The 20,691-nt window shown below is 65.6% G+C and carries 18 protein-coding genes; 10 read left to right on the top strand and 8 right to left on the bottom strand.

Features of this window, described 5'->3' with window-relative positions:
• Positions 1-123: 123 nt before the first annotated feature.
• A complete protein-coding gene (locus MSP7336_RS19400) occupies positions 124-2,301 on the top strand; it encodes a cellulase family glycosylhydrolase (RefSeq protein ID WP_113964369.1) in 2,178 nt (725 codons plus the stop codon).
• Positions 2,302-2,327: 26 nt separating this feature from the next.
• Here MSP7336_RS19400 and MSP7336_RS19395 read toward each other — a convergent pair whose 3' ends face one another.
• A complete protein-coding gene (locus MSP7336_RS19395; protein ID WP_244917495.1) occupies positions 2,328-3,893 on the bottom strand; it encodes a purple acid phosphatase family protein in 1,566 nt (521 codons plus the stop codon).
• Between the two features lie 82 nt (positions 3,894-3,975).
• On the opposite strand from MSP7336_RS19395, the gene MSP7336_RS19390 reads away from it, so the two are divergent.
• The 3 genes from MSP7336_RS19390 (at position 3,976) to MSP7336_RS19380 (ending at position 6,836) form a co-directional block, all read left to right on the top strand.
• Complete coding sequence (locus tag MSP7336_RS19390) at positions 3,976-4,761, top strand: aldolase (RefSeq protein WP_113964368.1); 786 nt, start codon at positions 3,976-3,978, stop codon at positions 4,759-4,761.
• Between the two features lie 11 nt (positions 4,762-4,772).
• Complete coding sequence (locus MSP7336_RS19385) at positions 4,773-5,648, top strand: dihydrodipicolinate synthase family protein (RefSeq protein WP_113964367.1); 876 nt, start codon at positions 4,773-4,775, stop codon at positions 5,646-5,648.
• Between the two features lie 321 nt (positions 5,649-5,969).
• Complete coding sequence (locus MSP7336_RS19380) at positions 5,970-6,836, top strand: hypothetical protein (RefSeq protein WP_139819657.1); 867 nt, start codon at positions 5,970-5,972, stop codon at positions 6,834-6,836.
• Between the two features lie 33 nt (positions 6,837-6,869).
• Here MSP7336_RS19380 and MSP7336_RS19375 read toward each other — a convergent pair whose 3' ends face one another.
• Positions 6,870-7,892: a hypothetical protein gene (locus tag MSP7336_RS19375; protein ID WP_142706812.1), complete on the bottom strand. Its 1,023-nt coding sequence runs from the start codon at positions 7,890-7,892 to the stop codon at positions 6,870-6,872.
• Between the two features lie 80 nt (positions 7,893-7,972).
• Between MSP7336_RS19375 and MSP7336_RS19370 the strand changes: the two genes are divergently transcribed.
• Entirely contained in the window at positions 7,973-8,983 is a 1,011-nt protein-coding gene (locus MSP7336_RS19370; RefSeq protein ID WP_069397263.1) for an Rv2578c family radical SAM protein, read from the top strand.
• A 6-nt stretch (positions 8,984-8,989) separates the two neighbouring features.
• Here the strand turns inward: MSP7336_RS19370 and ypfJ are convergent, their stop codons facing one another.
• Positions 8,990-9,868, bottom strand: coding sequence for a KPN_02809 family neutral zinc metallopeptidase (gene ypfJ / locus MSP7336_RS19365; RefSeq protein WP_069397264.1), 879 nt, complete (start codon positions 9,866-9,868; stop codon positions 8,990-8,992).
• 61 nt (positions 9,869-9,929) lie between these two features.
• Positions 9,930-10,820 carry an oxidoreductase gene (locus MSP7336_RS19360; RefSeq protein WP_084226551.1) on the bottom strand — a complete coding sequence of 297 codons (891 nt, stop codon included), beginning with the start codon at positions 10,818-10,820 and terminating at the stop codon, positions 9,930-9,932.
• Positions 10,821-10,859: 39 nt separating this feature from the next.
• Here MSP7336_RS19360 and aspS point away from each other — a divergent pair, with 39 nt between their 5' ends.
• Both aspS and MSP7336_RS19350 read left to right on the top strand, forming a co-directional pair.
• On the top strand, positions 10,860-12,635 hold the full coding sequence (aspS, locus tag MSP7336_RS19355; RefSeq protein WP_069397265.1) for an aspartate--tRNA ligase: 1,776 nt from the start codon (positions 10,860-10,862) through the stop codon (positions 12,633-12,635).
• Between the two features lie 70 nt (positions 12,636-12,705).
• Positions 12,706-13,098: a PaaI family thioesterase gene (locus tag MSP7336_RS19350; protein ID WP_069397266.1), complete on the top strand. Its 393-nt coding sequence runs from the start codon at positions 12,706-12,708 to the stop codon at positions 13,096-13,098.
• Between the two features lie 2 nt (positions 13,099-13,100).
• Here MSP7336_RS19350 and MSP7336_RS19345 read toward each other — a convergent pair whose 3' ends face one another.
• The 3 genes from MSP7336_RS19345 to MSP7336_RS19335 all read right to left on the bottom strand — a co-directional run bounded on the left by MSP7336_RS19345 (position 13,101) and on the right by MSP7336_RS19335 (position 15,208).
• Positions 13,101-13,544, bottom strand: coding sequence for a transglycosylase family protein (locus MSP7336_RS19345; protein WP_069397267.1), 444 nt, complete (start codon positions 13,542-13,544; stop codon positions 13,101-13,103).
• 241 nt (positions 13,545-13,785) lie between these two features.
• Complete coding sequence (locus MSP7336_RS19340) at positions 13,786-14,175, bottom strand: MmcQ/YjbR family DNA-binding protein (protein WP_069397312.1); 390 nt, start codon at positions 14,173-14,175, stop codon at positions 13,786-13,788.
• Positions 14,176-14,227: 52 nt separating this feature from the next.
• The gene (locus MSP7336_RS19335) at positions 14,228-15,208 is read right to left on the bottom strand and encodes a DUF7544 domain-containing protein (RefSeq protein WP_069397268.1); all 981 of its coding nucleotides are present in this window, start codon (positions 15,206-15,208) and stop codon (positions 14,228-14,230) included.
• A 143-nt stretch (positions 15,209-15,351) separates the two neighbouring features.
• Here MSP7336_RS19335 and MSP7336_RS19330 point away from each other — a divergent pair, with 143 nt between their 5' ends.
• On the top strand, positions 15,352-16,695 hold the full coding sequence (locus MSP7336_RS19330; protein WP_069397269.1) for a replication-associated recombination protein A: 1,344 nt from the start codon (positions 15,352-15,354) through the stop codon (positions 16,693-16,695).
• Between the two features lie 36 nt (positions 16,696-16,731).
• Here MSP7336_RS19330 and MSP7336_RS19325 read toward each other — a convergent pair whose 3' ends face one another.
• The gene (locus MSP7336_RS19325; protein WP_069397270.1) at positions 16,732-17,352 is read right to left on the bottom strand and encodes an antibiotic biosynthesis monooxygenase; all 621 of its coding nucleotides are present in this window, start codon (positions 17,350-17,352) and stop codon (positions 16,732-16,734) included.
• Positions 17,353-17,554: 202 nt separating this feature from the next.
• Between MSP7336_RS19325 and MSP7336_RS19320 the strand changes: the two genes are divergently transcribed.
• Entirely contained in the window at positions 17,555-17,944 is a 390-nt protein-coding gene (locus MSP7336_RS19320) for a secondary thiamine-phosphate synthase enzyme YjbQ (protein ID WP_181787010.1), read from the top strand.
• 56 nt (positions 17,945-18,000) lie between these two features.
• Positions 18,001-20,691, top strand: a complete 2,691-nt coding sequence (alaS, locus tag MSP7336_RS19315) for an alanine--tRNA ligase (protein WP_113964365.1) — start codon at positions 18,001-18,003, stop codon at positions 20,689-20,691.

The following is a 20,691-nucleotide window of genomic DNA, read 5'->3' as shown; positions in this document are numbered from 1 at the left end:
CCGCGCGCTAACCCACAGCTCCGCCGGTCTTAGTAGAAAGTCTTAGTAAAAAATGAAAGTTTTCACACTATAGTCTCAGCCATATCCTCAGCGGCAGCGCGGCACAGGAGGGTGCACCGAGATATGGCTCGTCACCGCAGCAGCAAGACAATCGTTCTGGGCGCGGCTGCGGGAGCGTTTCTCGCGCTGGCGACCGCGCCGCCGGTGCACGCCGACTTCGGCTTCGACGACATTTTCGACCTTTTCGACCCGGCGGCCTATGCGGCCGCGGCCCCGGATTTCGAGAGCAGTCTGGACAGCCTGATCGGGCAGATTTCGGCGATTGACCCGTCGTTCATGTCCGGGATGCAACAACTCAACCTCTGGCTCGAAGACAACTGGATCAACACCCCGCTCGGTGAACAGGTCGACAGCCAGATCAATGCCTGGGCCGTCGCGGCCGGTATACCGCCGCTCATCGGTAACGGAACAGACGGTACGTTCGACAATCCCGACGGTGGTCCGGGCGGACTGTTGTTCGGCGACGGGGGCGACGGCTTCAGTTACGCCCCGGGCAGCGGCTTTCACGATGGCGGGGACGGCGGCGACGCGTCCTACTTCGGTAACGGGGGCGACGGCGGTGATGGCTCGGACGGCGGCGCCGGCGGCGACGGCGGTGATGGCGGGCTGTTCTACGGCAACGGCGGCGATGGCGGCAACGGCGGTGACGGCCTAGACGGCGCCGTCGGCGGTCATGGCGGTGACGGCGGTGACGCCATGGGGTGGTTCGGCATCGGCGGCGACGGCGGCAACGGCGGCGACGGCGGCAACCCGGGTGATTTGCCAGCCCTGGGCGGGGCCGGCGGCAACGGCAGCAGCCTGTTCGGCATCCACGGCGCGGCCGGTCATTTCGGCGCGCTGACCACCAGCGGTGACGACACCAGCGCCCCGATCGGGATCACCGACGGCTGGCTGACCAACAGCGCGGGCCAGGTCGTCCTTTTGCACGGCCTCAACGAGGTGTACAAGGTGGCGCCGTTCGAGCCGTCGGCCGCCGGATTCGACGAAGACGACGCCGCGTTCCTGGCCGCCAACGGCTTCAACGCCGTGCGGCTGGGCGTCATCTGGGAGGCTGTGGAGCCCGCGCCGGGCGTCTTCAACGACGATTACCTCGCATCGATCGAGCAGACCGTGAACATCCTGCAAAGCCACGGCATCGTCGCCATCCTCGACTTCCATCAGGACGGCTACTCCGGCGCGTTCGGCGGCGAAGGCGCCCCGGCGTGGGCGGTGCAGGACGGCGGATTGCCCAACCCCGAGCTACCCTTCCCGCTCAACATCTTCTTCAATCCCGCCGAACAGCAGGCCTGGGAGTCGTTCTGGACCAACTCCGATGGCCCGAATGGTGTTGGGCTGGAGAACAGTTACGCGCAGATGCTCGAGTACGTGGCCAACTACTTCCGCGACAACCCCAACGTGGCCGGCTACGAAATCATGAACGAACCGTCGCCGGGCGCATCCACGTTCTACGCCACCCTGTTCGGCAACACGTTCTTCGACGCCCAGCAGCTGACTCCGTTCTACAACCAGGCGGCGTTGGCGATCCGCGCCGTCGACTCGGACACGCCGGTGTTGTTCGAACCGAATGTGCTGTCCAATGCGGGAATACCCACCGGCCTGGGCACGGTGGATGTCGCGAACACCATTCTGTCGTTCCACAACTACTGCGCGTTCGACCTGGGTCCGTTCGGTTGCCTACCGAGCGTCGACGGGATCGTGGGCAACGCCCTGGCCTACGCGCAGGCGCACAACATCCCCGCGTTGATGACCGAATTCGGCGCCAGCTCCAACCAGGTTCAGGTCGGCGCGCCGATGGTAAGCGCCAACCAGCAGCTGCTCGGCTGGACAGAGTGGCAGTACAGCGGCAAGGGCGACATCACCACCAGCGCGTCGCCGCCGAGCTCGGAATCGCTGGTGTTCGACCCTGCCCAGCCTCCGAGCGGTGACAACGTCAACACCCCAAACCTGCTGACACTGGCCCAGCCGTACCCGCAGCTGGTATCTGGGACGCCGAGCTCTTTCTCGTTTGAGAACGGCGTTTTCCAATTCAGCTACTCCACCGAGAGAGTCGACGGCGCAGGCAATTTCGATGCCGGAGCGCAGACCACCATCTCGGTGCCCGCGGTCGAATTCCCCAACGGCTATCAGGCAACCGTCACTGGAGGTCAAGTGATCTCAGCGCCAAACGCCGCCGAACTGGTGATCGCCCAAAACCCGGGCGCAACCAGCGTCAGCGTCACTGTGAGCCCGGCGGGCGGATAGGTCTCCGTGCGGGAAGCCGGCTCCGGTCACCCGGACTGCTCGGCGCTGCGCGGTTTGGTCAGAGTGAATTTCTCCACCACGCTGATTGCCCCGAACGGCCCGGTGACCGCGTAGTGTGTCGCCTCGATCGAGGTATTCCCGCCGGGCACGCCGGGGTCGACATCGAAGGCGACGAAACCGTAGGGGTGGTCGCGGTCGCGAAACGCCGACCACGGCGCATCCTCAACTACATAGATCGGCGTTCGGCGCCCAGTTGCCGGATTGGGCCCGCCCACACCGGTGATCACCCGGCACCGGGGTTGCGGGAAGAACATCGTGTTCGACGGCGCCGAAGTGCCACCGCCGCCGATGACGGTATGCACGGTTCCCTTGGTGGTGTCGATGACGCCGCCGCGGGTGTCGACCGGTATCGGCGTGCGGGTTTGGGTGTCCTGAGCCCCACGTATCGGATGTGAACGTTCGTAGTGGTGTTCGTGACCGCATACCACCAGATCGACCGCATACCGGTCGAACAGCGGCAGCCACTGCTGGCGGATGCCCAGGTCGGCTCCGTTGGTGCGGTCGGCGGTCGAGATCGCCGGCTGGTGCATGCACACCACAATCCAGTCCACGTCGGGATCGCGCCGCGCGTCGGCGAGTTCGGTTTCCAGCCAACGGCGTTGGGCGCCGCCGGAATAGCCGTGCACATAGAAGTTGCCGCCGTCCTGGTAGCAGACGTCGTCGTTGTTGAGGCTGATCACCCGCACCGATCCGGCGGTGAAGGAATACCACAGGCCGCGTAGCGGCGCCTCGGCCCCGGAATCTGGCAACGCGAAGAATGCCTGGTAGGCCGCGAATCCGACTGGGCCATTGCCCATTTCGTTCTCGTGATTGCCCGCGGCCGGCATCCACGGCCGGTAACGCGCTGAGCGGGTGTTGTTTTCGAACCAGTCCGACCAGGTGCGGATTCGATCATGGGCCAGGTTGGCATAACACAGGTCGCCGTTGACCAGGTTGAACAGCGGGGCAATGCGTTCGATCGCCGCGGTGGTGTCACCGGCGGCCGGCGACCCGAGATTGTCGCTGACGTAGGTGGTGCCGTTGAGCCGGCCGAGCGTCGGAGTGGCTTGATCACCGAAGCTGGTGAAAGACAACGGCTTTCGACCAGACGGAGCTGTACGTACCGTGCCCAGCTCCGGTTCGGCGCCGTCGTGGACGGCGGCGTAGATGTATTCGGTGTCCGGCGTGAGGTTATCCAGCACCGCATGGTTGACGCGGACCTCGGTGCCCGACTTGGCATCCCGATAGGTGCGGGTCTGGGCCTGCACTGTGCTGCCAAAGCCCGATGTCGGGGTCCCCACCATCACTCGCGGGTTGCCGACCGGGTCGGTGCTGTGCCAGGACACCACCACCTGGCGGGCGGCGTTTTTGCCGAACTGCAGGTGCAGGCCACCCACCGGCGGCGCGCCGCTGCGGTCGGGCTGCGTCCACAGCCCGGGACCCGATGGACGCAGCAGCGTGGCCCCGGCCCCGCCGACACCCACGCCGAGGATCGCGGCTGCCCCCGCCGTCAACAAGTTCCGACGGCGGATGCCGTCGTGGTTTTCACCCACCCCTGTTTCATACCGGATGTTCGCCGCGTAGGTGCTTGTGCACCTCTGACCGCACACTCGATGGCCAAGTAATCTGGCATAGATGGCAACCACGTTCTCCGATTCGAAGGCCGATCTGATGCGGCGCGCGCAGGACGGCCTTGCCGCCAACGTCGGTGAGTCCGGGCTGACTACCCGGCAGAAGCTGGCGCTGACCTGCCGCGTGCTGTTCGATGCCGGACATGACTCGGGTCTGGCCGGGCAGATCACCGCGCGGGCCGAGCAGCCCGGCACCTACTACACCCAACGGCTGGGCCTGGGGTTCGACGAGATCACCGAAGGCAACCTGCTCACCGTCGACGAAGACCTCAACGTGCTCGACGGCGAGGGAATGGCCAATCCCGCCAACCGGTTTCACAGCTGGATCTACCGAGTGCGGCCCGATGTGCAGTGCATTGTGCATACGCATCCCTTCCATGTGGCAGCTCTGTCGATGCTCGAGGTGCCGTTGGTCGTGTCGCAGATGGACACCACACCGCTCTATGACGACTGCGCTTTCTTGGCCGACTGGCCCGGGGTTCCGGTCGGCAACGAAGAGGGCGAGATCATCTCTACCGCGCTCGGCGACAAGAAGGCCATCCTGCTGGCGCACCATGGCCAGGTGGTGGCCGGAGCCAGCGTCGAGGAAGCTTGCTCGCTGGCCGTGCTCATCGAGCGGGCCGCCAGGCTGCAGCTGGCCGCGATGGCCGCCGGCACCATCAAGGAGCTGCCGGAGTCGCTGGCCCGCGAGGCCCATGACTGGACACTGAGGCCCGCACGCAGCCAAGCGAACTTCGCCTACTACGCTCGTCGAGCGCTTGCCCGACACCCCGACGTGCTGACCAGTTGAGGAGCTTCGCGGTGCCCGAAATCCACGGAATCATCGCCTACCCGGTAACCCCGTTCGATTCGACCGACAGCGTCGACACCGCGGCACTCAGCGCGCTGGTCGACCGGTTGGTGAGTGCCGGGGTGCACGCCATCGCCCCGCTCGGCAGCACCGGCGAACTGGCCTATCTGGACGAATCCGAATTCGACGCTGTCGTGGACACCACGATCGCGGCGACCGACGGCCGGGTGCCCGTCGTCGTCGGCGCGTCAGACCTGACCACTGCCAACACAATTCGGCGTGCCCGGTATGCGGAGAAGGCGGGCGCCGCCGCGGTCATGATCTTGCCGGTGTCCTACTGGAAGCTCACCGAGCGCGAGATCACCGCGCACTACGCCAGTATCGGCGAGTCGATCGGAATTCCGATCATGGCCTACAACAACCCGGCCACCAGCGGGATCGACATGAGTCCCGAGCTGTTGGTCCGGATGTTCGAGACTATCGACAACCTGACCATGGTCAAGGAGTCCACCGGTGAGCTGTCGCGGATGCGGCGGATCGCCGAGCTCAGTGGCGGACAGCTGCCGTTCTACAACGGCAGCAATCCGTTGGTGCTCGACGCGTTACGAGTGGGTGCGGCCGGTTGGTGCACGGCCGCGCCCTGCCTGCGCCCACAACCGTGCATCGATCTGTACGACGCGGTGCGCGGCGGGGATTTGGCTCGGGCGGAAGCGATTTACGCCGAACTCAAGCCGCTGCTGGAGTTCATCGTCGCCGGCGGCCTGCCCACCACGGTGAAGGCCGGCCTCGAATTGCTCGGCGCCGGGGTGGGCGATCCTCGTCGCCCGCTGTTGCCGCTCGACGACGCGGGCCGCGCCGAGTTGCGGGGCTTGCTGACCAGCGTCTGAACCAGCCCAGTATCGCAGTCAGCAAACATTTGAGCGTCTTCGCGATGGGGCACTGACGTGGAGTTGTCTAACTGGCGGGTAACTTTTCGCAAATTCACCGGCCGACCTGCACCCGACCCGTATCGCGGGTTTGGGTTGGACATATCGGCATCAGATGTCCTATCACCAGGCACTTTAATACGTTCTGCATCACCAGCCAGAGAAATCCGATCGCAAATAATTTTCAAATATGTGTTGTCTATTAGGTTACTCTTAAGTAGGGTTACGGTCCGTCGGATTCGCCGCTGCCCCGCGCGGGGGCTGTCAGCAAAGGAGATTTCTGTGCAGCAAGTTCTTCGTCCGTACCTGACCGCTGGTGTCGTCCTGGCAGGTGCCAGCCTCATCGCCCTCACTCCGATGGCGGGATCGCACGATATTCAGCAACGGGCGGTTCAGCTCGTCGCCGACACCGACCCGGTCACGGTCTGGACCGAGTTCTTCGAAACCACGCAGAACAATCTGAATCACCTGAGCGAGCTGGTGGCCGCCGACCCAAATCCGATCCTGGACCAAATCATCGCCAATCAGGCCGCAAGCTCCGAGCAACTCAACACCGCAGCCGAAACCGCCTTCCAAGGCCTCAACGACTACTTCAGCGGCGACGCGCCGCTGAACTTTCCCGACGCGTTCCAGCAGGGCATCGACATGATCAACAACGGCGATGCTGCGGACGGATTCGCGCAAATCTACGACGCGTTCATCGTGTTCCCGGGACTGCAGATCCTCCCGCTTGTCACGCAGCTCGGAGATGTCGTCGAGGGGCAGTTCGACAACACGGCCGCGGGAGTCACCGCCCTCTTCGACGGGCTGTTCGGCCCGGTGCTCGCGCTCATCGACGCCGGCTTTTCGCAGTCAAAGGCGCTCGGCGGCGTGTTCGGGGACCTTTCTTCCGAACTGCAATCCGGTGATTTGGAAGGGTACTTCAACACGCTGCTGGCCGCCCCGGCCACGATCATGGGCGGTTTGCTCAACGGAGTCTCACCCGACGCCGGCTTGCTGTCGGAGGGCAGCTTGGGATTCTTCAACTCGTTGTACAACCTGCAAGTCGCAATCGCCGATGCGATCACGCCGTCGGCCGACACCGACTTCGGTGCGGCGCTGACGGACATGTTCGCCGGATTCGATCTGACCGACTTCCTGCCGGTCTGAGCCAAAGACCAAGCCTGTGCGGCGGCCGGGGCGCTAAATGCCCAGCGCCGCACAGGCCCCCAGGATCGTCGTGGACACGTAGCTTGCTGCGTTGGCCAGATGGTTATCGGCCGGCACATAGCTGGGCAGCGCGACGACGAATGCGCGGCGATACTGTGCCGACAGGTTGGCCAGATCTTGCCATATCGGGTTAGAGCTTTGCCGCCCAAGCAGTTCCAGCTTGCCGGCGAAAGCGTTCATCACCGACGCGACGGCGTAGTTGGTGGCCTTTTGCTCCTTGTTCCAGTAGATCGACGGGATGTTGGGATCGATCTGCTGCCAGGCGGCCGTATTTTTTCCGAACTGGTCCAACGCCGTTCTCCAGTCCCGACAAACAGGGCTGGTGGTAGTGAGAAACGGCTGGGGGTTGGCGGGATTGCCCAGCGGTGCGGCCTGCTGGGGTGGTGCCGGCGGCGGCACCAGCGGCCCGCGGGCTGCCGCCGAACCATCGACGATGGCCGCGCAGATCGCCCCCAGCGCGGACGCCGCGCTGTTGGCGGCGCCGGCAAGGTTGTCGTCGGCCGGGGTGTATTTGGGAATGCGCTCGGCGTAAGCACGTGCGTAGGCGATGAACTGCTCGTAGAGCTCACGCATGACCCGATGCGGGGTCAACTTCACCAATCCGACCGCCTGCGCGGCGGCGCCACGCATCGACTGCCCTGCCGCCATGAACTGCATGCGCTGCTTGTCGTTCCAGGCCGAGGCCGGAACCGACCGGTCGCGCTCGTTCCAGATGCCTTCGCCGCCGGAGGACAACGCGTTGTTGATGGCGGTCCACGCTGCGCAGCTGGGATCTTCGGTGATGACGGTGACCGGCCCGTTGTCGTTGGCGCTGGCGATGTTCGCGGCGTCTTGGCCGGAGGGATCGGACTGGCCCGCGGGTTTGGTGCTCGGATCCCCGCCCCCGAATAGCAATGTCACCGCGAGGACGGTGGCCAAGACCGCCATCAGGGTTACCGCGCCCAACGCCCACTTGAGATTTTTGTGGTCTTTTGGCGCCTCCGTATCAGACGTCACGGGGGCAAGCTTAGTCACGGTCTTGGCGCCGCCGCGCAGAATCACCTTGACATCGGATCGAACACAGGTTCGAATAAAGTATGCGGTGGGACGGCCAGGGCGTCGACGTCGACGACGGTGCGCTGCCCGGCTTGGAGCGCATCGGCTTCGTCCGCAGCGTGCGCACGCCGGAGTTCGAGGGCATCACCTTCCACGAGGTGCTGTGCAAATCGGCACTGAACAAGATCCCCAACGCCGCCTTCCTGCCGTTCCGATACACGGTCAATGGCTACCGCGGATGCTCGCACGCTTGCCGTTACTGCTTTGCCCGGCCCACCCATGAGTACCTAGATCTCAACTGCGGCAAGGACTTCGACACCGAAATCGTCGTCAAGACCAATGTCGTGGACGTGTTGCGCCGCGAGCTGCACGGCAAGTCGTGGCAGCAGGAGACGGTCGCGCTGGGTACAAACACCGATCCCTATCAGCGCGCCGAGGGGCGTTACGCGCTGATGCCTGGAATCATCAGCGCCCTAGCGGAATCCGGTACGCCACTGTCGATTCTGACCAAGGGCACACTGCTGCGGCGCGATCTGCCGCTGATCGCCGACGCGGCAGCGCGAGTACCGGTGCGGGTGGCCGTCTCGCTCGCGGTCGCTGATCCCGAGCTACACAAGGACGTCGAGCCGGGCACCCCCAGCCCGCAGGCGCGGCTCGCGCTGATCAGGTCTATCCGTGACGCCGGCTTGGACTGTCATGTCATGGTGGCGCCGGTGCTGCCGTATCTCACCGACTCCGTCGAACACCTCGACGGCCTGCTGGGCCAAATCGCCGGGGCCGGAGCCACCGGCGCGACGGTATTCGGATTACATCTGCGCGGGCCGACGCGCGGCTGGTTCATGTCTTGGCTGGCCGACAGCCACCCGCGCCTGGTGTCGCACTATCGCGAGTTGTATCGCCGCAGCGCATATTTGCCACCGCACTACCGCGACGCGCTGAGAGACCGGGTGGCGCCGCTGATCGCGAAATACCGGCTGGCCGGCGATCGGGCTCGGGTGAGCCCGGTCGCGGCCCAGCCGCTGGCCGGACCGGTGCAGCCCACCCTGTTCTAGGCGTTGCTAACCGAGATCTCCGGCGCGGAAGGTGTCGCACTGGTTGGGGTCACCGGTTTGGTAGCCGACCGTGAACCAGTGCTGGCGCTGCTCGGAGGATCCGTGCGTCCATGACTCGGGATTGGTGCGCCCGGTGGCCTGCTTCTGGATCCGGTCGTCGCCCACTGCGGCCGCGGCTGACAAGGCGTCCTGAATGTCCTTGTCGCTCAATGGCTCTAGGTAAGGAACGCCGGTGCTCTCCTGCTTGGTGATCGACGCGTAGTGTGCCCATACCCCGGCGTAGCAGTCAGCCTGCAACTCGGTGCGTACGCCGCTGCCGCCGGCGCCCTGCGCGCCCTGCTGGGCCCGGCCGAGCGAACCTTGCAGGTTTTGCACATGGTGACCGAACTCATGCGCGACCACATACTCCTGCGCCAACGGCCCGCCGCTGGAGCCGAATTGGTCTTTGAGCACTTCGAAGAAGTCGGTGTCGAAATAGGCGGTCTTGTCGACCGGGCAGTAGAACGGGCCGACGTCGCTGGTCGCCATGCCGCAACCGGTGTCCACACGATTGCTGAACAGCCGTACATGCGGGCGTTCATACCCCGGCATCAGCTGCTTCCAGACCCCGTCCACGGAGTTGCCGGTGGCCACCACGCGGCATTGCACATAGGTGTTGGCGTCGGCGCCGGTGCGGCACCGGCTCAGGTCGAACCCGGGCGCGCTTGCGCCGCCGACATCCATGGTCTGCGGGGTCATCACCTTGCCGGGATCGACGCCCAAGAGCAGCGCCACCACCACGATCAGCAGCCCACCGAGGCCGCCGCCGATGGCGATCCCGCGGCCACCGCCACCCGATGAGGACGTGGTGCTGGTGTCGATCTGCATACCCTCGTTGAAGGTCATCGCGCGCTCCGTTGTGCCGGTAGGTGGTGGCTGAGATCAGCTTTCCACATTTGTGGCCTTATCAACCCGGTCCGTCGCTCGAAGCGGCCAGCAGCGGCACGACGATATCGCTGATCGGCGTGGCCAGGCCGTGACGGCGTGCCTTACGGATGATCACCCCGTTGCGGATGTCCCACTCCTGCGGCCGGTGCGCCTCGCGGTCGGTGAGCATCGAGGTCGTCATGTCGGCCGGCACGTGACGGAACAACTCGACGATCTCCTTGGCGACGCCGTCCACGTCGTCGCCAAAATTGGCGCCCTCGGCATGGGCCACGGCCAGGCATTCGGCGACGTACCGACGGGACAACTCGGCCACATCGTCGCGGCGGAACATCCCTGAGCGCCGGCCGGTCAGCACCATCAGGCCCGCCAGCGCGTTCGTCAGCAGCTTGCGCCAGGCGGCGGTGGTGAAATCGGGATCGCAGTCCACCACGCAGCCCGCGTCGCGTAGCAATTCGGCCACCCCGGCGGCGGCCGGGACGTCAGGCAGGACCAGCCGGGCTTCGGTGCGCAGCCTGACCCAACCGTCGGGCTGCGTTTCGGCGGAATACCAGACGATTCCGGGCAGCACCGTCGACTCCGGGCAGAGCGGCTGCACCTGCTCAACCTGCTCGACGCCGTTTTGCAGCACCAGCACGACGGTTTTCTCGTCGCACAACCGGGCGAGCCAGCCCGCGACGTCACCGTTCTGCGTCGCCTTGACCGCCAGCACCACCACGTCGACCGCAGCGGTGATCGCCGCGGGGTCGGTCAGGACCGGCCCGGGCACCACGATCGGATCGTGATCGTCGGGCCGCAGTTCGATCTGCTGTCGTGGCGTGCGCCCGCACAGCAGCACGGAGTGACCAGCGGCGTATAGCAATGCGGCGACCGTCGTACCGACAGCACCGGGACCGACGAGAGCAATATCCATGGTGATCCTCGAAATTACCCGCCTCTAGACTGTGCAGTCGTGTTGCGTAGTCACTCCGCCGGTTCGCTGCGAGCCGCCGACGCGGGGCAAAAGGTCACGTTGGCCGGTTGGGTGGCGCATCGCCGTGATCACGGCGGAGTGATTTTCATCGACCTGCGCGACGCGTCGGGGATCTCGCAGGTTGTCTTCCGGGCCGCCGACGTGCTGGCCCAGGCGCACCGGCTGCGTGCGGAGTTCTGTATCGCCGTCGAAGGTGTCGTCGAATTGCGCCCGGAAGGCAATGCCAACCCGGACATCGCCACCGGCGAGATCGAGGTCAACGCGACGGCGCTGACGGTGCTGGGAGAGTGCGCGCCACTGCCGTTCCAGCTCGACGAACCCGCCGGCGAAGAGATCCGGTTGAAGTATCGCTACCTCGACCTGCGCCGTGACGGACCAGGCTCGGCAATCCGGTTGCGCTCCAAGGTAAACGCAGCTGCGCGCGCTGTTTTGGCCGAACACGACTTCGTCGAGATCGAAACACCGACCATGACGCGCTCAACGCCGGAAGGGGCGCGCGACTTTCTGGTGCCGGCCCGGCTGCAGCCGGGGTCGTTCTATGCATTGCCGCAAAGCCCGCAGCTGTTCAAGCAGCTGCTGATGGTGGCCGGCATGGAGCGCTACTACCAGATCGCCCGCTGCTACCGCGACGAGGATTTCCGCGCTGACCGTCAGCCGGAATTCACCCAGCTCGACATGGAGATGAGTTTCGTCGACGCCGACGACATCATCGCGATCTCCGAAGAGATCCTCACCGCGTTGTGGGCGCTGATCGGATATCGGGTACCCACCCCGATTCCGCGGATCACCTATGCCGAAGCCATGAGCCGCTTCGGCACCGACAAGCCCGACATGCGTTTCGGCCTGGAATTGGTGGATTGCACGGAGTTCTTCGCCGACACCACTTTTCGCGTGTTTCAGGCACCCTATGTCGGCGCGGTCGTAATGCCCGGGGGCGCGTCGCAACCCAGGCGCACGCTCGACGGCTGGCAGGAGTGGGCCAAGCAACGCGGACACCGGGGGCTGGCCTACGTGCTGGTCGCCGACGACGGCACATTGGGCGGCCCGGTCGCCAAGAACCTGTCGGATGCCGAACGCGACGGCCTGGCCGCGCATGTCGGCGCTTCACCCGGCGACTGCATCTTCTTCTCGGCAGGCCCGCCGAGATCGTCGCGTGCCCTGCTGGGTGCGGCGCGCAACGAGATTGCCAAGCGGCTCAACATGATCGATCCCGACGCGTGGTCGTTCGTGTGGGTCGTCGACCCGCCCTTGTTCGAGCCGGCTGAAGAAGCCACTGCCCACGGCGAGGTCACGGTCGGATCGGGGGCGTGGACAGCGGTGCACCACGCGTTCACCGCGCCCAAGCCCGAGTACGAGGCCAGTATTGATTCCGATCCGGGCGCTGTGCTGGCCGACGCCTACGACATTGTCTGCAATGGGCACGAGATCGGCGGCGGGTCAATCCGTATCCACCGCCGTGATGTTCAAGAAAAGGTGTTCGCGGTGATGGGCCTGGACAAGGCCCAGGCGGAGGAAAAGTTTGGGTTCCTCTTGCAGGCTTTCACCTTTGGAGCACCTCCGCATGGCGGCATCGCGTTCGGCTGGGACAGGATCACCGCTCTGCTTGCCGGCGCCGACTCCATTCGCGAGGTGATCGCGTTCCCGAAATCCGGCGGCGGCGTCGACCCGCTCACCGACGCGCCCGCCCCGATCACCGCACAGCAGCGTAAGGAATCCGGGATCGACGCCGTGCCGGAACCTCGAGATCGACGGTAGCGAGGCCCGCTCTCGAACTTTTCCGCGCTGGCGTCGATCTCGGCGCCGGGTCGTCTGGCAGGCTGCTGGCATGGACACTGATGCACTCGCTTCGACCATCCCCTTCGCTGCCACCCTCGGAATCGACATCAACGAAGTGACGCCGCAGCGGGTGAGCGCCACCATGGATTGGGCGGAGGAACGCTGCACCACCGGCGGGATACTGCACGGCGGGGCATTGATGGCGTTCGCCGACACGATCGGGGCGGTATGCGCCGTAGCCAATCTGCCACCCGGCGCCGGGACCGCGACGATCGAGTCGAAAACAAACTTTTTCCGCGCCGTGCGCCAAGGAGTGGTCACCGCGGTCTGCGAGCCACTCCACATCGGACGGACCACCATCGTGGTGCAGACCAATCTCACCGACGAGCGGGCGAAGTTGGTCGCTCAGGTGACTCAGACCCAGGCCGTCCTGGCCGGATAGGACTAGTGCGGAATCGCCATCGACCACAGCTTGTGCAAGGTGCTGCGCAGCGGGTGCCCCGAACGCAGGATGTTGATGACTTCCATCGGGAACAGTTGCTGATTGGGGCCGCACTTCGGCCACGCTTCCGGGCCCTGGTTGGCCAGAACCCGTTCGGCGACCGCAATCTGCTGCTCCCGCGAGGCATCGGCCGGTGAGCCGAGGCCGCCGTTTTCGTCCCACGTGGATTGTTTGAACTGCAGCCCGCCATAGAACCCGTTGCCGGTGTCAGCATCCCAGTCGCCGCCGGACTCACACTCGGCGACGGCATCCCAATTGACGCTGTCCGCATAGGCCACGCCTGTTGCGGGATCGATCACGACGGAAATTGCAATGACGACGATGGCGGCCTTCACAAATGACATACACAGTGATTTCGCAATGAGTGCTCCACCGAAATGCGCCATTTAATCGGTCTAACAAACCAGCGTGAAAGCTGTCAATCCCTGAGGCTGAATTCACTTAGCGGGATTTCTGATGCGCAACATAATTCAGTAACTGTGGTCAATTAAAGAGGTATATGATGCCAAAGTTCTAAAAGTTGTTTATGTGGTTATTGTTACTTTGTTATGCGGATGTGATTGGCTTAGACCAAAGTGACTAGAGTTATCAAAGATACTGATGGTGCTGGAGTGGCTTCATCGACGGTCAGCTCGGCTCGCCGAGGAACTCCTCGACCAGACGCTTGGGCGCCTGGGTCAGCCAAGCCTCGGTGAGCACCTCGCGCAGGCCCAGCTCGTCGATTTCGGCCAGTCTGACCAGCACCGCCGGATAGCCATCGAAGTGTGGGGTGGTGAAATACACGCTCGGCTCGTCGGCGATGAGCGCGAACTTGACCCCCTCGTCGGCCACCCGCACGCCGAGGATGTCGCCTTCGGGCGCCTCGATTCCCCGTTCCGCCAACGCCTCTCGGTCAGCGTTGCGCAGCGGCCGTTCCCAGGCGATGAGCTTCTTGCCCACCCGCCAGTCGTGTGGTGCGGGCTCGTTGGTGAGCGGCAGCTCACCGACGATGCTGGCAACGTCGTCCCACGTGGCCACACCCCGATTGTGCTCCCGCACCCGCCGTGGCGGACCGGTATTTCGTCAGGTGTCAGCTCAGCGGTGCCACCTGCCCGCCGGAGAGGCGACGGTAGGTGTAGGTCTGGATGAGCAAGGCCACCGGTGCTGCCACGATAAGCCCCACGCCGCAAAGCAACTCGCCCACAAACAGCACCGCTAGTTGCACGAGTACTGACAACAGCGCTCCGCCGACGTTCGACCTGACTGTCGCGATACTGGCTTTCAACGCGTCGACCGGGGCCAGCGAGCGATCGATCACGAACGGGATCGTGAACATCGCGAGGAACGTGAAGATGATGCCGGGGATCACGCAGAGCAGGTAGCCGATCGAGGAGATAACCGCGACCAGCAACGCCGCCAGAACCATCGGACCGAGGTTGCGAGGCCGGAAAAACGAGCTGGCGGTCACCGGTCTTCCGTCGGCGATGTCGAGACACCCGGAGACGTATGCGGCTTGCATATAGAAGCCCAATGCCGCCAGCACCAGGTAGCCGAGGATGAGCACAAGTGTCTGGCCGGCGCCGAAATTCGCCGTCGCCGAGGTCTCGTAATAGCCGCTGTCGCTGACGGTGGTCGTATTGATGGCCGGGTACAAGACGGCGAACAGCACACCGCCGATGACGGCGAGCACCAAGCCGTACACCAACGCCGGGATTATGAGCGCGCCGGCGTTCTTGGTGAACTTGTTCCACGACCAGTTGAACGCGTCACCGACACTGAATTGCTGTGCGGGGCCGCCGAATCCGGCCTCCGGGCCGTAGCCGACGGGCGGCTGACCGCCGTATCCGGGCGGTGGTGCACCGTACCCGGGAGGTGGCGGCGGGGGCGGTGGATAGCCTGCGCCCGGACCGGGCTGACCGGGTGGGCCATACCCGGGCGGCGGTGGTGGCGGCTGGTTGTAACCAGGCTGGCTGTAACCAGGTTGGCCGTAACCCGGCTGGCCGTAACCGGCGGGATTGGGTTCACCAGCGCCCGGATTCGGGCTGCCGGGGTATTGCGGAGGTTGGCTCATGTGCCGCTCCTACCTCGTAGGAATGCCGATGGTGGGCAGAACTTAGCAAGTATTCGGTGGCCGCGGCGGGTTTGCGCAAATGAACTGGCTCTCGATGCGAGCCAAGTCTGCGCACCCGAACTCATCGGTGGTATGCCTGAGTCGTGTCCGACGGTCTGTTCGACGTCCCCGGCGCCGCCGGCTCCACCGACCGCGGCCCCAGCGGGGCGACGGGCGCGCCGCTAGCGGTGCGGATGCGCCCGGCGACTCTCGACGAGGTCGTCGGGCAAGACCACCTGTTGCAGCCCGGTTCACCGTTGCGCCGTCTGGTCGAGGGCTCGGGCGTGGCCTCGGTCATCCTCTACGGCCCGCCGGGAAGCGGCAAGACCACGCTGGCGGCACTGATCTCGCAGGCCACCGGCCGACGGTTCGAGGCGCTGTCCGCGCTGTCGGCCGGCGTCAAGGAAGTGCGGGCGGTCATCGACACCGCGCGGCAGGCGGCCGCGTACGGCGAGCAGACGGTGCTGTTCATCGACGAGGTGCACCGCTTCTCCAAGACCCAGCAGGACGCGCTGCTGTCCGCGGTGGAGAACCGGGTGGTGCTGCTGGTGGCGGCCACGACCGAGAACCCATCGTTTTCGGTGGTGGCGCCGCTGCTGTCCCGGTCGTTGATCCTGCAGTTGCGGCCGCTGAGCGGCGACGACATCCGCACCGTGGTGCAGCGTGCGATCGACGATCCGCGCGGGCTGAACGGTCAGGTCAAAGTGGCCCCCGACGCGGTCGACCTGCTGGTGCGGCTGGGCGCGGGCGATGCCCGCCGGGCGCTGACCGCGCTGGAAGTGGCCGCGGAAGCGGCCCAAGCGTCAGGGGAGCAGGTCACCGTCGAGGCCGTCGAACAGTCGCTGGATGAGGCCGCGGTCCGCTACGACCGCGACGGCGATCAGCACTACGACGTCATCAGCGCGTTCATCAAGTCGGTGCGGGGCTCTGACGTCGACGCCGCGCTGCACTACCTGGCCCGGATGCTGGTCGCCGGGGAGGACCCGCGATTCATCGCCCGCCGGCTGATGATCCTGGCCAGCGAGGACATCGGCATGGCCGACCCGACCGCACTTCAGACCGCGGTGGCCGCCGCACAGACCGTTGCGCTCATTGGTATGCCCGAGGCGCAGCTGACGCTGGCGCATGCCACCGTGCATTTGGCCACCGCGCCGAAGTCCAACGCCGTGACGACCGCGCTGGGCGCGGCAATGGCCGACATCAAGGCGGGCAAGGCCGGCCTGGTGCCGCCGCATCTGCGCGACGGCCACTACTCGGGTGCCGCGGGCCTGGGCCACGCCCAGGGCTACAAGTATTCCCACGACCACCCGGATGGCGTTGTGCCGCAACAGTATCCACCCGACGAACTGGTCGGCGTCGACTACTACCAGCCCACCGGTCACGGCGGCGAACGCGAAATCGCCGGGCGGCTGGAGCGGCTGCGGGCCATCATCCGCCGCCGGCGCTAGCAGATCACCGGACCGTGGTGATCGGGCGCCGATCCGCTATACCAGCTCGGGTACCCGCAGGTGGGCCAGCGCCAACTCGAACTCGCCGACGTCGAACTGATCGGCGCCCAGATCACGCAGCCGGGCGGTGCGCAACGAGCGCGCCGCATCACCGTTGCGCTCCATGGCCTCCATGCTGTCGAACGTCGACGACGACACCGCGCGCCACGACGCCCGGTCGAGCATCAGGCTTGCGCTGCAAAAGCCTTCCAGCTCCTCGATGGCGGGCAGCACCGACTCGCGGTAGAACTCGATGGCCCGGTCGAACTGATCGGGTCGGATCTTGAGCCAGGTGGCGCGCACGCAGGCGCCCGGACCGGAGCGGTGGTCACGGTGCAGGACCGCGATTTCCCACTCGTCGAGAGTGGGGCTGCCGCCGAACGTCTGCGCAGCCGTGTCGCGCACCGGCCGTACCCGGTCGGCGCTGGCATGCATGGCCTCCAGGGTCTCCCAGGAACTGGTCGCGATGCAGCGACCGGATTGCCGGTCGACCAACAACGACAGGCCAAGGCACCCGTCAATCTGTTGGAGTGTGGGCATGACCACGTCGCGGATGTGCGCGATGCCGGCGTCGATGGACGCCGGTTGCGCCTCGATAGTGGTAGAGCGGGCGTACACGATCGGACCCCTCCCTGCTCGGGGCGACGCCCGGTGGCGCCACCGCTGTACTTCTCACTTTGCTCCAACCGGATAGGCGTGGCAATGCCTCTTGAGGGCCTCTTGAGGGCCTCTTGAGTTGCTTTGAAGATGACGGCCACGGGCCGCGCCCGGGCGTTTTCTCGCTTGCAATCGCCGTAGGCTGGTGAATATGGATACCGATGTGCTCGACGTGGACACCCGGCGCCGCCGCATCGTCGATCTGACCGATGCAGTGCGGAAGTTCTGCGCGCCCCGTGCTGACGGCCTGTGCAATGTGTTCGTGCCGCACGCGACGGCCGGTGTTGCGATCATCGAGACCGGCGCCGGCTCCGACGAGGACCTCGTCGACACGCTGGAGCGGCTGCTGCCGCGCGACGACCGCTACCGGCATGCGCATGGCTCGCCGGGTCATGGCGCCGATCACGTGTTGCCGGCCCTGGTAGCCCCGTCGGTGACCGTGCCGGTGGTCGGCGGGGAACCACTGCTGGGTACCTGGCAGAGCGTGGTGCTCGTCGACCTCAACCGCGACAACCCGAGGCGATCAGTGCGGCTGAGCTTCGTAGCGGGCTGACCTGCGCAGGCGAGGAGACCGGTACTGTAGTGCGGTCGAAAAAGAGGAAGTAGAACGTGCAGACACACGAGATCAGGAAGCGGTTCCTGGATCACTTTGTGAAGGCGGGTCACACCGAGGTGCCCAGCGCCTCGGTGATCCTCGACGACCCCAATCTGCTGTTCGTCAACGCCGGCATGGTTCAGTTCGTGCCGTACTTCCTTGGCCAGCGCACCCCGCCGTACCGGACGGCCACCAGCATCCAGAAGTGCATCCGCACCCCGGATATCGACGAGGTCGGGATCACCACCCGGCACAACACCTTTTTCCAGATGGCCGGCAATTTCTCGTTCGGCGACTACTTTAAACGCGGCGCCATCGAGCTGGCCTGGACCCTGCTGACTAAACCCGTCGACGAGGGCGGCTACGGTTTCGACCCGGAAAAGATTTGGGCCACCGTCTATTTAGAAGACGACGAGGCGGCCGAGTTGTGGCAGGAGGTGGCCGGCCTGCCGCCGGCGCGGATCCAGCGTCGCGGCATGGCCCACAACTACTGGTCGATGGGCATTCCCGGTCCGTGTGGGCCGTCGTCGGAGATCTACGTCGACCGAGGCCCGGAATACGGCCCCGAGGGCGGCCCGGCGATCAGTGAAGAGCGCTACATCGAGATCTGGAACCTCGTGTTCATGGAGAACGAACGCGGCGAGGGCACCAGCAAAGACGACTACGAGATCCTTGGGCCCTTGCCGCGCAAGAACATCGACACCGGTATGGGTATCGAGCGGGTGGCGGTGCTGCTGCAGGGCGTACACAACGTGTACGAAACCGACCTGCTGCGACCGGTTATCGATACCGTCGCCAAGCGCGCCCCACGCGGGTACGACGTGGGTAAGCACGACGACGACGTTCGTTACCGGATCATCGCCGACCACAGCCGCACCGCGGCGATCCTGATCGGCGACGGGGTGAGCCCTGGTAACGACGGCCGCGGATATGTGTTGCGCCGATTGTTGCGCCGGGTGATCCGCTCGGCCAAGCTGCTGGGCATCGACGATCCGATCGTCGGCGACCTGATCGCCACGGTGCGCGACGCGATGGGCCCGTCGTACCCCGAACTGGTCGCCGACTTCGAGCGGATCAACCGGATCGCCGTCGCCGAAGAAAGGGCGTTCAACCGCACCCTGGCATCGGGCTCGCGGCTGTTCGACGAGGTAGCCAGTGCCACCAAGGCTTCCGGAGCCACCGTGCTGTCCGGGTCGGACGCCTTCACGCTGCACGACACCTACGGATTCCCGATCGAGCTCACCCTCGAGATGGCCGCCGAAGCCGGCCTGCGCGTCGACGAGGAGGGCTTCCGTGAGCTGATGGCCGAGCAGCGTCGTCGCGCGAAAGCCGATGCGGCCGCCCGCAAGCACGCACACGCCGACTTGAGCGCCTACCGCGAGCTGGTCGACGCCGGCCCCACCGAATTCACCGGCTTCAACGAGTTATCCTCCGAAGCAAGGATTTTGGGCATCTTCGTCGACGGCAAGCGAGTTCCGGTAGTGGCGCACGGCACCGACGGCGCGGATCGTGTCGAGTTGGTCCTCGACCGCACCCCGCTTTACGCCGAGTCGGGTGGGCAGGTCGCCGACGTGGGCACTATCACCGGCACCGGCGCCGGCGAGACGGCACGGGCGGCGGTCACCGACGTGCAGAAGATCGCACACACCGTGTGGGTACACCGGGTCAATGTGGAGTCCGGGGAATTCGTCGAGGGCGACACCGTCGTCGCGGCGGTGGACCCCGGCTGGCGCAAAGGCGCCACCCAAGGACACTCCGGCACCCACATGGTGCATGCGGCACTACGACAAGTGTTGGGGCCCAATGCCGTTCAGGCAGGCTCGCTGAACCGGCCCGGCTATTTGCGCTTCGACTTCAATTGGCAGGGGCCGCTGACCGAAGAGCAGCGCACCCAGATTGAAGAGGTGACCAACGAGGCGGTACAGGCCGACTTCGAGGTGCACACCTTCACTGAGCAGCTCGACAAGGCCAAGGCGATGGGCGCGCTGGCGCTGTTCGGTGAGCGCTACCCGGACATCGTGCGGGTCGTCGAGATCGGTGGGCCGTTCTCGCTTGAGCTGTGCGGTGGCACGCACGTGCACAACTCGGCGCAGATCGGGCCGGTGACGATTCTCGGTGAGTCGTCGATCGGGTCCGGCGTGCGCCGGGTGGAGGCCTACGTCGGGCTGGAGTCGTTTAAGCACCTGGCCAAGGAGCGCGCGCTGATGGCCGCGCTGGCCTCGTCGCTGAAGGTGCCGTCCGAGGAGGTGCCCGCGCGGGTGGCCAACCTGGTGGAGCGGCTGCGGGCCGCCGAAAAGGAACTCGAACGCACCCGCCTGGCGAATGCGCGCGCCGCCGCGGCCAATGCCGCCGCAGGTGCTCAGCGCATCGGTAACGTGCGTGTGGTGGCGCAGCGGATGTCGGCGGGTATGACGGCCGCTGACCTGCGCTCGCTGGTCGGCGACATCCGCGGAAAGCTGGGCAGCGAACCGGCGGTGGTGGCGTTGATCGCCGAGAACGACGGCTCGGTCCCGTATGCGGTGGCCACCAACCCCGCGGCGCAGGATCTCGGCATCCGGGCCGACGACCTGGTCAAGCAGCTGGCCGGGGCGGTCGACGGACGCGGCGGCGGCAAGCCCGACCTCGCGCAGGGGTCTGGCAAGGACCCGTCGGGCATCGATGCCGCGCTCGACGCGGTACGGGCAGAGATAGCGCGGGTCGGCTGA

It is taken from the genome of Mycobacterium shimoidei (assembly GCF_900417275.1).
Classification (GTDB): Bacteria; Actinomycetota; Actinomycetes; order Mycobacteriales; family Mycobacteriaceae; genus Mycobacterium; species Mycobacterium shimoidei.
This window is presented reverse-complemented; position numbering and strand designations above follow the sequence as displayed.

Coding starts and splice junctions, on each gene's coding strand:
- MSP7336_RS19400 (WP_113964369.1), top strand. CDS start 124: ATGGCTCGTCACCGCAGCAGCAAGACAATCGTTCTGGGCGCGGCTGCG.
- MSP7336_RS19390 (WP_113964368.1), top strand. CDS start 3,976: ATGGCAACCACGTTCTCCGATTCGAAGGCCGATCTGATGCGGCGCGCG.
- MSP7336_RS19370 (WP_069397263.1), top strand. CDS start 7,973: ATGCGGTGGGACGGCCAGGGCGTCGACGTCGACGACGGTGCGCTGCCC.
- ypfJ (WP_069397264.1), bottom strand. CDS start 9,868: ATGACCTTCAACGAGGGTATGCAGATCGACACCAGCACCACGTCCTCA.
- MSP7336_RS19360 (WP_084226551.1), bottom strand. CDS start 10,820: ATGGATATTGCTCTCGTCGGTCCCGGTGCTGTCGGTACGACGGTCGCC.
- MSP7336_RS19350 (WP_069397266.1), top strand. CDS start 12,706: ATGGACACTGATGCACTCGCTTCGACCATCCCCTTCGCTGCCACCCTC.
- MSP7336_RS19345 (WP_069397267.1), bottom strand. CDS start 13,544: ATGGCGCATTTCGGTGGAGCACTCATTGCGAAATCACTGTGTATGTCA.
- MSP7336_RS19335 (WP_069397268.1), bottom strand. CDS start 15,208: ATGAGCCAACCTCCGCAATACCCCGGCAGCCCGAATCCGGGCGCTGGT.